This is a genomic window from Xanthomonas axonopodis (assembly GCF_001304695.1).
Lineage (GTDB): Bacteria > Pseudomonadota > Gammaproteobacteria > Xanthomonadales > Xanthomonadaceae > Xanthomonas > Xanthomonas axonopodis.
Genome location: NZ_JFAQ01000254.1, coordinates 1 through 12,308, shown reverse-complemented (window position 1 = coordinate 12,308; position 12,308 = coordinate 1). Strand labels below are relative to the sequence as shown.

General features: G+C 66.1%; 5 protein-coding genes and 3 pseudogenes. 6 read left to right on the top strand and 2 right to left on the bottom strand.

The annotated features are described in order from the left end of the window. Positions 1–244 precede the first annotated feature (244 nt). Positions 245–820, top strand: a complete 576-nt coding sequence (locus tag XAXN_RS18950) for a TetR/AcrR family transcriptional regulator (RefSeq protein WP_054320672.1) — start codon at positions 245–247, stop codon at positions 818–820. 22 nt (positions 821–842) lie between these two features. Here XAXN_RS18950 and XAXN_RS18945 read toward each other — a convergent pair whose 3' ends face one another. Then, complete coding sequence (locus XAXN_RS18945; RefSeq protein WP_054320671.1) at positions 843–1,742, bottom strand: DUF1932 domain-containing protein; 900 nt, start codon at positions 1,740–1,742, stop codon at positions 843–845. A 608-nt stretch (positions 1,743–2,350) separates the two neighbouring features. Here XAXN_RS18945 and XAXN_RS23450 point away from each other — a divergent pair. From XAXN_RS23450 to tssA, 4 genes and pseudogenes are all read left to right on the top strand, one after another. Further along, a complete protein-coding gene (locus XAXN_RS23450) occupies positions 2,351–2,476 on the top strand; it encodes a hypothetical protein (protein ID WP_258078147.1) in 126 nt (41 codons plus the stop codon). 11 nt (positions 2,477–2,487) lie between these two features. Further along, positions 2,488–6,542: pseudogene (locus XAXN_RS18940) on the top strand (beta strand repeat-containing protein); the annotation flags it as partial. Positions 6,543–6,863: 321 nt separating this feature from the next. Next, positions 6,864–7,299 (top strand): annotated as a pseudogene (locus XAXN_RS23730) (hypothetical protein). A 50-nt stretch (positions 7,300–7,349) separates the two neighbouring features. Continuing rightward, positions 7,350–8,390, top strand: a pseudogene (gene tssA, locus XAXN_RS18930) (type VI secretion system protein TssA). Positions 8,391–8,747: 357 nt separating this feature from the next. Here the strand turns inward: tssA and XAXN_RS18925 are convergent. Then, positions 8,748–9,038, bottom strand: a complete 291-nt coding sequence (locus XAXN_RS18925) for a DUF2782 domain-containing protein (protein WP_054320670.1) — start codon at positions 9,036–9,038, stop codon at positions 8,748–8,750. 76 nt (positions 9,039–9,114) lie between these two features. Between XAXN_RS18925 and polA the strand changes: the two genes are divergently transcribed. Then, positions 9,115–11,919 carry a DNA polymerase I gene (gene polA / locus XAXN_RS18920; protein ID WP_054320669.1) on the top strand — a complete coding sequence of 935 codons (2,805 nt, stop codon included), beginning with the start codon at positions 9,115–9,117 and terminating at the stop codon, positions 11,917–11,919. Positions 11,920–12,308 lie beyond the last annotated feature (389 nt).

The window sequence follows — 12,308 nt, the reverse complement described above, 5'->3', positions numbered from 1 at the left end:
AGCTCCACTTTTGGCGAACGCTAAAAGCGGGGGGATTACCGCACGACCTCGACCGGGGAGATGTCCTTGGTGCGGATCAGTTCTGCCAGCTTGGTGGCGTCTTGATAGAAAAGTTCGCTGCGCATGGTTGCCTCTCAAAGGGAAGTTGGATGGCAAACGAGGGGTTGAGATATCTACCTAACGTTTGTTATGCAAACGATGCGCGGTATACTTCCCGCTGTCAAAACCTGTCGAAGGCGGATGTGTGAAAAAGCAGGAAAGTCCTAATTCCAGCGACAAGATCCTGACGGCGGCCACCAGGATCGCGCAGGCGCATGGCTACGGCGGCTTGAACGTGCGCAGCCTTGCCGATGACGTGGGCATCAAGGCGGCCAGCCTCTATCATCACTTCCCGAGCAAGGCCGATCTTGCTGCAGCGGTTGCCAAGCGCTATTGGGAAGATTCGGCTGCGACGCTGGAAGCCTTGTCAGCCGAAACGAAAGACCCGATGAAGGCATTGCGCCGCTACCCGGAGACCTTCCGTCGCTCGCTCGAGAACGGAAACCGCATGTGTCTGTGCAGCTTCATGGCCGCCGAGTACGACGACCTGCCGGAGGTTGTGAAACACGAGGTGCAGGCCTTTACCGATGTAAACATCGCATGGCTTTCCAGGATGCTGGTTGCGGCAGAGGTTGCCGGTGCCAAGGACGCCAAGAAGCGCGCTCGCGCCATCTTTGCCGCAATCGGCGGCGCGCAGTTGATGGCCCGTGGTCGAGCCGACATCAAGCTCTTCGATATGTTGATCGAAAGTTATCAAGCAAGCGGGCTGTTGCCGAAGTAAGGGGCGGTTGCCAGCAGCGCAGTCACTGTGTGGACGGCAAGCGCCGCAGCATCGCGGAGAGATGGTCAAGTCGCGGAATCAAATCATCATTACCCGCGTCAAGGCCGAGCTGGCCGATGCGGTCTTGCCATGCGGCGGTGGCCGTTGCCATGTCGGCAGGCAGTCCGAGCGCGGCAACGGTGACGGCCACTTCGCGCATTTCTGCAGCGCGGCGAATGCCGTGCACGATCATGCGCTCCATGTTGTAGCTCGCCTGGGCACCGACATCGCGCTGCGTGGCGGATGCATTGAGCGAGGCGATCACCTGATCTTCGACGCCGGCGCGGCGTGCGGCGATCAGGCATTCAGCGCAGAGCGCTTCGATACCCTTGACCATCACCGAGCGCAGCATCTTGATGGACGAGGCCTGTCCGACGGTATCGCCGGCTGGTTGCGGGCGCATGCCGAGCGCTTGCAGCACGGCAAGCGCGTCGTCGGTATGCGGGCCGCTAACCAGCAGGGGCACACGATGCCGTTGAGGCAGCACAGGCGCCATCACGGCGATATCGACGTAGCGCGCGTTGGCCGCTTCGATATCGGCGGCTGCGGCCTTCTTGGTGTCCGGTGCGCAGGAGTTGCAATCGAACCACAGCGCGCCGGCACGCAGCGACGGCGCCGCGCTACGCGCCGCGGCATGTGCGCAGTCGGCGGTCACCAGGCTGAAGACGACATCGGCTTTCGCTACTACCGCAGCGGCCGTGTCGCACCCGGTGACGCCGCGCTGTCGATAGCGCTCGAGCAAGGTCTGGCGTGTATCTGCCTGATCGGTCTTGATGTCGTACGCGGTGATGCGCGCAGGATCGTGCACGGCCCAGCCTTCGAGAAACGCGCAGGCCGCTTCGCCGAAGCCGATGAAGGCGATTGAGCTGCCAGGTGTAGCCATGCAATCACTCCTGCGCAAAGGGTTCGATGGAACGGCGTGCCGACGCGCCCACTACCAAGCGAGCGAAATCCGGGCGCTCTATCGCAACAGCGCAGCTACCACGTCGCCGCTCGTATGGCACTGCCAAAGACATCGCTGCCGAGGTCCAAGGTGGTACGCACCTGCGTCGCTGCAGCTGGCGGCAAGCATTGCGTAGGCGGGCGATGCCCATCTGCCGACACTTCAGCATGCACGCAGGCAGACCAGGGGCCGGGACGCGAATGGATGCGCGCTGCGGCGAATGCAACGCGAGCGAACGGCGGCATGCGGAGGTGCGCGTCACTACGTCAACGCGGCCAGCGGATGGCTGCTTGTATCGTGCGGTGTGTCGGCACGACTGCATGGATTGGTGCCCGTCTTGCAAAGACGCAACGATTCCTTCGTTGCGCCAGCAGGACGTGACGCCGGGCACGTCCTGCTGGCGATGCGTCAAATGCACGGCTTGCCGCCGCCTGGCACGTGCATGCGCGGCAAGGACAGCACGGCGTTGTGCATGCCGTGCTGTCCTGGTGTCCGCAGTGGTACAACCGGTCGCTTAATCCTTGCGGTAAATCACGCCCAATTTGTCGATGGCATCGCCGGCGCGCGCCAATTTCGAATGGCACATCAGCGCCGCGCTTCTGACCGGTGCGCGCGCTGCCTCCGACGGACGCGACGACGCCCGCCTCTACACGCGTTTCGGCTTCACTTTCTGAGGGATCTGCGCATGCACGCCACCATCCATCCCGCGACCTCGCCGCGCATGCTCCCGTTGCGCCATTGCCCGCTGGCCATTGCGCTGGCAACTGCCCTACTGGCCATGCCGGTCAGCGGCCTGGCCCAGGTGGTGGCCAACCAGCTGCCCACCGGCGGCAGCATCGCCGGCGGCACCGGCACCATCAATGCCGTCAACGGCAGCAGCCGGACCGTCGACCAGACCTCCGCGCGCATGGCGCTGACCTGGTCGGCGTTCGACATCGGCTCGTCGGCGACGATGATCTTCAACCAGCCCAGCACCAGTTCGGTGGTGCTCAACCTGGTGCAGAGCAGCGACGCGACACAGATCTACGGCAACCTCACTGCCAATGGGCAGGTGTTCCTGCTCAACAGCAACGGTGTGTTGATCGGAAGTACGGCCAACATCAATGTCGGCGGCCTGGTGGTCAGTTCGCTGGGCACCACCGCGTCCAAGTTCATGAACGGCCACTACAGCCTGGATGTCGGCGGCACGACCGTGGCGCAGGCCATCAATAGCGGCACCATCACCGCCACCGCCGGCAACATCACCCTGGCCGGTGCCGACGCGGCCACGCTCACGTTCGAAAGCGGCGGCTTCGGCGTGTTGATCGACAAGCCGCTGCAGCTGAGTCTGGCGACCGAAGCGGTGGACAATTCCGGCACCATGAGTGCGCCAGGCGGCGCGATCCAGCTGCAGGCGCGTGCGGCGCAAGGCCTCTTTGATCGACTCATCAACAACAGCGGCACCCTTCGTGCGTCGTCGCTGTCCAATGGCCCCGACGGCAGCGTGTCGCTCATCGCCTCTGGCAGTGGCAGCTTCGATGTCGCTGGCGGCGGCAGCATCGATGCCGGCACCGGTGCGATCACCCTAAGCACCGGTCGCGGCGTGCAGCAGACCGGCATCTACACCGCCGGCAGCCTGGGTGGCTTTATCGGTGGCAACGCCAGCTTCAGCGGGGCCAACAAGATCAGCGGCCTCGGCAACCTGGACGTGGGCGGCAACCTCAGCCTGAGCAACACCGTCGCATTGTCCCAATCCGGTTCGCTGGCGTTGAAGCGCACCAGCCAATTCCTGCAGTCCGGCAGTGCGCTGTCGTTGACCAACGGCGGTAATAGCTTCGGTGGCCTGTTCAGCGCCAGCGGCAACGGTATTGCCGTGAACGCGGCAGGCAATCTCTCGATCGGCACGTTGACCCTCGGTAGCAACAGCGCGCTGTCGCTGCGTGCCACCGGTGCATTGACCCTGCCGACAACGGCGATCGATACCGGCAGCGCCAACCTCACCCTGTTCAGCGGTGGCAGCCTCAACACGCGCGTCGCGTTGGCGGGCACGAACGTGGACCTCACCGGTAGTGGCGGCATCGCGCTGGCGCATGACGTGACTGCAAGCGGCACGCTGAGATTGACCGCCACCAACAACGCGATCACCCAGACCGCCGGCAGCGTGGCCGCTACCGGCACCAGCACGATCAGTGCCGGAACCGGCGCCATCACGCTGGATGAAACGACCAACAATTTCCCGGGCGTCGTGACGCTGACCGGCGGCGCCACGCATCGCCAACACTGGCGCGCTGACGCTGGGTGCGCTGACTACCGGTAACCTCACCGCCACCAGCAACGGTGCGTTGAACCTGGGAAGCGGCAGCGTCCGCGGCAACCTGGATGCAGCCAGTGGCAATGGCGCCATCGGTCAGAGCGCCGGACTGATCGTCGATGGCACCGCCACCCGCAACGCCGGCAGCGGCGCCATTGCGCTGACCGACGGCAATAACAATTTCCGCAGCGACGTGAGTCTGACCGGCACCGGCATCAGTGTGGTCGATCGTGACGATCTGCGCATCTCCACGATCAGCAACGGCACCAATGGCGGCATCGCCCTGACAGCGGGCGGCGCACTCACGCTGCCTGCCCAGAACCTCAGCACCGGCACCGGTGCGCTCAGCCTGATCGCCAATGGCGGTGCAGTGAGCACCAATGGCAGCTTGAATGGCGGCAACGTCAGCCTGAGCGGGCGCGATGGCATCGTCCTCAATCACAACGTCACCGCCAGTGGCATCGTGGGCTTGACGGCCACCAATGCCGCGATTGCTCAGAATGCGGGCGTGCTCGACGTCGGCGGTCTTGCCACCGTCGATGCCGGCACCGGCGCCATTTCGCTTACAGGCGATAACGACTTCAAGAACGGCATTGCACTGACCGGCCGCAACATTGCGGTAGTCGATGCGAACGATCTCAGCGTGGTCTCGCTCAACAACGGTGGCGCCGGCGCCATTGCACTCACCGCAGGCAACTCGCTCACGCTGCCTGCCAGCGGATTGACCAGCACCGACAACCTGAGGCTGCGCGCAGACAACGGCACCCTCGCATTGGGCGGCAATCTCGTCGGCAACGCCGTCTCGCTGTTCAGCCCCAGCGCACTCTCGCTGGCGACCAGCATCGACAGCAGCACATTGTCGGTGTCCATCAGCAACAGCGCGATCAATCAGACCGCAGGCACCTTGCGCATCGCGACGACCTCCAGCTTCGACGCCGGCACCGGTGCGATCGCGTTGGGCGGTGCAGGCAATCACTTCGCCGGTGCAGTGAGCCTGACCGGCAACGGCGTGTCGATCCGCGACAGCGGCGCCTTGACGCTGGGCACGCTGAACACCGGCAACCTCACCGCTGCCAGCAACGGCGCATTGAACCTGGGTAGCGGCCGCGTCGCCGGCACGCTTGCTGCGACCAGCGGCAATGGCGCCATCGGCCAGGCCGGCGGACTCATCGTCGATGGCAGCGCCACACTCAACGCCGGCAGCGGCGCCATTGCGCTGACCGAGAGCAACAACGATTTCCAGGGCAGCATAGGCCTGACCGGCGCCGTTATCGCGGTGCGCGACAGCAACGATCTCACGCTCTCGGCACTGACCAGCAACAACGGCGGCACGATCGCGCTGACCGCGGGCGGCAACCTGATCCTGCCAGGCACGACGTTGAACAACGGCAGTGGCGACATCAATCTGATCGCCAACAGCCTCAGCCTGTCTGCGGCGTTGCTTGGCGACGCAGTGAGCCTGCACGCCAACAGCGGCTTGAGCTTGGGCCAGAACATCACAGCGCGCACGTTGTCGCTGGCCAGCACCAATGCCAATCACGCAAAGCGGCGGCGCACTGCTGGTCAGCGGCGCCACCACGGTCGATGCGGGCACCGGTGCGATTTCGTTGCTGCAAGTCGGAAACAACTTCAACAGCGTGAGCCTGACCGGCAACGGCATTGGTGTGACCGACGGCGACAACCTCAGCCTCGCCGCACTGACCAGCACCGGCCATGGCGCGGTCGTCGTGACGGCCGCCGGCACCTTGAGCCTGCCGTCGCAGACGCTGACGGTCGGCAACAGCAACCTGACCCTGGCATCGAACGGTGGCGCACTGAGCACGGCCGCAGACCTGGGTGGCAACAACGTGACGCTGTTCGGACGCGACGGCCTGACGCTCGGCCATGGCGTCACCGCCAACACGCTCGCCCTGAGCAGCACCAATGCCGCCATCGTCCAGAACACCGGCGCGCTCGGCGTGGTGGGCGCCAGCACCGTCGATGCCGGTAGTGCCGGCATCGTGCTCAACAGCGGCAGCAACCGTTTTGGCGCTGGCATCAGTCTCACCGGCACCGGCATGATCGTGCTGGATGCGACCGGTAACGATTTTCAGGGCACCGTGCATGCGCGCGGCAGCAGCATCGCCATCGTCGATCGCAACGATCTGGCGGCGACTGCGCAAGCCAGCGATGCCTTGCGTCTGCAGGCCGGTGGCCAGCTCACTACCGCCGGCACGCTCAGCGCCAACACCATCGCCCTGCGCGGCGGCACCGGCGTCGTACTCGGTCACGACGTTGCGGCCGCCAGCGTGGCCTTGAGCGGCGGCGGGGCGATCACCCAGAACGCCGGCAGCCTGCGCGCCGGCCAGCTCAGCGTCAACGCCGCCGGGGCGGTCATGCTCACCGGCAGCGGCAACGCCATCGACACGCTCGGCGACTTCAGCGCGCAAGGCCTGGATCTGGTCAGCAACCGCTCGCTGCTGGTCAGCGGCCGCGTCGACGGTGGCCCCTCGCTGCGCCTGCGCAGCGGCGGCGACCTGCAGCTGAGCGGCCAGCTCAGCGGTGCCGCCAGCTGGTTGCAGGCCGTCGCCGGCATCCGCCAGCGCGCCGGCAGTTCGATCACCTCCGGCCTGCTCAGCGGTGGCGCCGGCGGAGCGGTGGTGCTGGGCGATGCGGCCGGCTTCATCGACAACCGGGTCGTGCGCCTGAGCGATTTCACCGCCAGCGATGGTTTCAGCTTCACCAACGGCGGCGATCTGTTGCGGGTGCTCGCCAATGGCGGCAGCTACAGCGTGGATGCCGGCAACAGCGCGATGTTCCTGTCGGTACGCGGCAATCTGTCCCAGGATGGCCGCGCGCCGCTGCGCAACGCACCGGCACCTTTGCCGCCACCGGCCAGATCGGGACGCAGCAGAACCCGATCTATGTGATCGGCACCGGCACCCAGACCGTGGCGGCGATTGGTCCGCCGCCGGCGTATTTCAACGCCATCACAGTCGACGGCAGCCTGCTCGACCTGGCTGGCGGCTCCGGCTTCACTGTGCCGGCCTCGGCGTTTGCCGGCCGTGCGCAGAGTTCGGCCAGCCGCACCGTGGCCTTCGTGGACCTGTCGGCCAGCGGCACCCGTACCGCGCCTTCGGCCTGGTCCGCCCCGGCCTGCGTCTGCCCGACGACCAGCAGCCGGCCTGCGATGCCGGCGACCCGGATGCCGTTTGCACCCCCGAGTGACCTGCCTGCCGCCGCCTCACCGCGGCGGCTCCCCCGATGGAGGCCGCGCCATGCAAGACGACCGTTCCCTTGAGACCCTGCTGGCGCCGCTCGGCGACGACGCCCCGGTCGGACCGGATCTGGAATACGACCCGGAGTTCCTGCGCCTGGAGCGCGAATCGGCGGTCCGCGCCGAGCGCGCGCTGGGCGAGAGCGTCATCGCCGCCGAAGAACCGGACTGGGACAAGGTGCAGGCACTGGACCTGTGCCGGCGTAGCCGCGATCTGCGCGTGGCCAGCAAGCTCGGCGCCGCCTGGCTGCGCCTGCGCGGCCTGCCCGGCTGAGCCGATGCGCTGACGCTGATCCATGGCTTGCTAGAGCGCCAATGGGACAGCGTGCATCCGCAGCTGGACGCCGACGACGACAACGACCCGACCTCTCGCATCAATGCGCTGGTCGGCCTCAGCGACCCGATGGGCCTGCTCGGCGCGCTGCGCACCACCGCGTTCGTGCAGTCGCCGCGGCTGGGCCGCTTCAGCCTGCGCGATCTGCGCGTGGCCGACGGCAGCATCAAGCTGCCCGACGGCCAGAGCGGCCCCGGCCTGGCCGAAATCGAAGCCTGCTGCCAGGACTGCGCGCCAGAAACGCTGGCCACCTCCGCCCAGGCCATCGCCGAGGCGCTGGTGCAGGCGCGCGCGATCGATGCGCTGCTGAGCGAGCGTGTCGGCACCGCTGCCCTGGACCTGCGCCCGCTGCTCACCGACCTGCGCGATCTGGAACGCTTCGTGCTGCCGCACTGGCAAGCGCGGCAGGGCGTCTCGGCGCTCACTGAAGACGGCGGGCTGGCTGCCGGCGAAGGCCACGCCGCCACCGCCACGGCAACCGGCGCCACGCGCCGCAACTACGAGATCGCCGGCCCCGATGATGTGAAGCGGCGGCTGGAAGAGATCTGCGCCTATTACGCCCGGCACGAACCATCCAGCCCGGTGCCGATGCTGCTGCGCCGCGCGCAACGCCTGGTCGGCTGCGATTTCCTGGCCCTGATGAAAGAACTGGCCCCGGCCGGCATCGACGAACTGCAACGCGTCACTGGCCCGCTGGAAGAGAGCTGAGCCGCCAAAGACGCATCGCCAGGCAGACACACCTGAGCAGCTGGTGTCCCGCCGGGCAGGGAAAGCCGTGCAGCTGCTGCGCCGGACGAGCAGCACGCTGAGCGGTGCGCTCAGCAGTCGTAAACACGGTCGAGCAGCGCCCAGTCGTGTGAAAGAGCGCTGGGCACTGCTGCATGCCGGCAGCCATCATCAGCGCTGCCGCAGGCGCACCACGCCGGTTTGCGGCGTGCTGCGCGCACGCGCGGCATCTCTGCAGACACGGCCAAGGCAACGTAGCGGAGGTCAAAAAAACGCAACGCCACCGGGCGTCCTATCGCCCGACGCTTGCCCTAAGAATCCCGAATCCCGACTCCCCAATCACCAGCTATAAAGCTGCCAATACACCTTATTGACCTTGTCCTTCTCCGCGTCGGTATGCCCGTCGTGGTCGCGGTCGTACAGGAAGTAAGGTGCCCCACGCGTCGGCGTCACCCGCACCATCTCCAGCTGACCGTTGACGCGGTATTCGTCGACCTTGTCGCCGTTGGCCATGGTCTTGCTGGTGACATCGGCGCCAGTCGGGATATCGCCACCGGCGCGGTCGCCGCCGCTGGTGGCACAGCCGCCGAGCAGCAGTAACGGCAGCAGCAAGAGACGTCCTTTGTTCATTGTCGTTATCCGTGTTGATCGCCAACCAGTATGCGCTGGCGCGGTGTGCCCTGAGCGTGCAGCGTAGAATTGGGTCATGAGCAGATTAGTCCTGATCGACGGGTCCAGTTACCTGTATCGCGCGTTCCACGCGCTTCCGCCGCTGACCAATGCGCAGGGCGAGCCCACCGGCGCCTTGTTCGGCGTGGTCAACATGCTGCGCGCCACCTTAAAGGAGCGCCCGGCCTACATCGCCTTCGTGGTGGATGCGCCCGGCAAAACGTTCCGCGATGACTTGTATGCCGACTACAAGGCCAACCGTCCGTCGATGCCCGACGACCTGCGCGCGCAGGTGCAGCCGATGTGCGACATCGTGCATGCGCTGGGCATCGACATCCTGCGCATCGACGGCGTGGAAGCCGACGATGTGATCGGCACGCTGGCGCTGCAGGGCGCCGCCGACGGGTTGAGCGTCACCATCTCTACCGGCGACAAGGACTTCGCCCAGCTGGTGCGCCCGGGCATCGAACTGGTCAACACCATGAGCGGCAGCCGCATGGATTCGGACGCGGCGGTGATCGCCAAGTTCGGCGTGCGGCCCGACCAGATCGTCGACCTGCTGGCGCTGATGGGCGACACCGTCGACAACGTGCCCGGCGTGGAAAAGTGCGGCCCCAAGACCGCCGCCAAATGGCTGGCCGAATACGACTCGCTCGATGGCGTCATCGCCAACGCCGACAAGATCAAGGGCAAGATCGGCGACAACCTGCGCGCCGCGTTGCCACGCCTGCCGCTCAACCGCGCGCTGGTCACCATCAAGACCGATGTCACCCTTGCCAGCGGCCCGCGCGCGCTGGACCTGCGCGAGCCCAACGCCGAGGCGCTGGCGGTGCTGTACGCCCGCTACGGTTTTACCCAGGCGCTGCGCGAACTTGGTGGTGCGGCCGCCGCCCAGGCGGGCCTGCTGGCTGAGCCGGTGGCGCTTGGCGCTGCTGCTGCCACTGCGCGCACTGAGCCGGGCCGCGCGCGCGGCACCGGCTTCGTCTCCGGCCCGGTCAACGCAGCGGTGGATCTGGATCCGTCGCTGTCGGCGCCCGGCCAGTACGAAACCATCCTGACCCAGGTGCAGCTCGACAGCTGGATCGCGCGCCTGCGTGCCGCCGGTCAGTTCGCCTTCGATACCGAAACCGACAGCCTGGACCCGCTGCAAGCCGATTTGATCGGCCTGAGCGTGGCGGCCGAGCCCGGCCAGGCGGCGTACCTGCCGTTCGGCCATCACTTCCCCGGCGCCCCGGTCCAACTCGACCGCACCCAGGCGTTGGCGCACCTGGCGCCACTGCTCACCGACCCGGCCGTGCGCACGCTTGGCCAGCATGGCAAGTACGACTTGCACGTGATGCGCCGGCATGGCGTGGAGCTGGCCGGCTACGCCGACGACACCCTGCTGGAGAGCTTCGTGCTCAATTCCGGCAGCGCCCGCCACGACATGGACAGCCTGGCCAAACGCTATCTCGGCTACGACACCGTCAAGTACGAAGATGTCTGCGGCAAGGGCGCCAAGCAGATTCCGTTCGCCCAGATCAGCCTGGAAGACGCCACCCGCTACGCCGCCGAAGATGCCGACATCACCCTGCGCCTGCACCAGGTGCTGGGCAAGCGCCTGGCCGCCGAGCCCAGCCTCGAGCGCGTCTATCGTGAGATCGAGATGCCGCTGGTAGGCGTGCTGGCACGGATCGAAGCCAACGGCGTGTGCGTGGATGCGGCCGAACTGCGCCGCCAGAGCGCGGACTTGTCCAAGCGCATGCTCGCCGCCCAGCAGAAAGCCACCGAGCTGGCCGGACGCACCTTCAACTTGGATTCGCCCAAGCAGCTGCAGGCGCTGCTGTTCGACGAGCTCAAGCTCCCCGCAGTGGTCAAGACGCCCAAGGGCCAGCCCTCGACGAATGAAGAAGCGCTGGAAGCCATCGCCGACCAGCACGAGCTGCCGCGGGTCATCCTGGAGTACCGCGGCCTGGCCAAGCTGCGCAGCACCTACACCGACAAGCTGCCGGAGATGATCCACCCGCAGTCCGGGCGCGTGCACACCAGCTACCACCAGGCCGGCGCTGCCACCGGGCGGCTGTCTTCGTCTGACCCCAACCTGCAGAACATCCCGATCCGCACCGAAGACGGCCGCCGCATCCGCTGCGCTTTCGTCGCACCGCCCGGGCGCAAGCTGATCGCCTGCGACTATTCGCAGATCGAGCTGCGCATCATGGCGCACCTGTCCGGCGACCCCGGGCTGGTGGGCGCGTTCGAGTCCGGCGCCGACGTGCATCGCGCCACTGCCGCCGAGGTGTTCGGCCGCACCCGCGACACCGTCAGCGGCGATGAGCGCCGCGCTGCCAAGGCGATCAACTTCGGCCTGATGTATGGCATGAGCGCCTTCGGCCTGGCCCGCCAGCTTGGTATCGGCCGCGGCGAGGCGCAGGATTACATTGCGCTGTACTTCAGCCGTTATCCGGGCGTGCGCGACTTCATGGAAACCACCCGCCAGCAGGCGCGCGACAAGGGCTACGTGGAAACCGTGTTCGGCCGCCGGCTGTACCTGGATTTCATCAATGCCGGCAGCCAGGGCCAGCGCGCCGGTGCCGAACGCGCCGCCATCAACGCGCCGATGCAGGGCACTGCCGCGGACATCATCAAGCGCGCGATGGTCAACGTGGATGGCTGGATCGCCGACCACGCGCAACGCGCGAAGATGATCTTGCAGGTGCACGACGAACTGGTGTTCGAAGCCGACGTCGATTTCGTCGACACGCTACTGAGCGAGGTCACCACGCGCATGGCGGCCGCAGCCGAATTACGCGTGCCGCTGGTGGTCGATTCGGGCGTTGGTGACAATTGGGACCAAGCGCATTGATGCGGTGAACGGGGCGATATGCTGAATACGCAGATCAGCAATAAACGTTCCAAACATAATGTGGATTCAGCCGAGTTAATGGAATGAATACCCCCTAAATTCTACTTTTTTTTAACAGTTATCTTCAGGATCCATCAATGTAGAAAATGTTGTTATATCCCTCGACGGGCGCAACGCCTGTCGTCAGATCTCTCCCATCCCCGGAGCAGATCTCGGAGCGGAAACTCCTCCCCAAGTTTCCGTTCCCTGGCCCCGCCGACCTCCCCCTGGTCTGCGGGGCTTTTTATGTCCGGCATTCAGACAGAATCGCTGTAAAGGCGGTGCGCTGCAGCACGGGGCAGACTCAACCTTCAAGTGCAACACCTCACAGGGTGTAGGGTGTAGGGTGT

Bases quoted from the DNA above. Each gene is read 5' to 3' on its own strand.
- XAXN_RS18945 (WP_054320671.1), bottom strand. From the start codon at position 1,742: ATGGCTACACCTGGCAGCTCAATCGCCTTCATCGGCTTCGGCGAAGCG.
- XAXN_RS23450 (WP_258078147.1), top strand. From the start codon at position 2,351: ATGGCATCGCCGGCGCGCGCCAATTTCGAATGGCACATCAGCGCCGCG.
- XAXN_RS18925 (WP_054320670.1), bottom strand. From the start codon at position 9,038: ATGAACAAAGGACGTCTCTTGCTGCTGCCGTTACTGCTGCTCGGCGGC.
- polA (WP_054320669.1), top strand. From the start codon at position 9,115: ATGAGCAGATTAGTCCTGATCGACGGGTCCAGTTACCTGTATCGCGCG.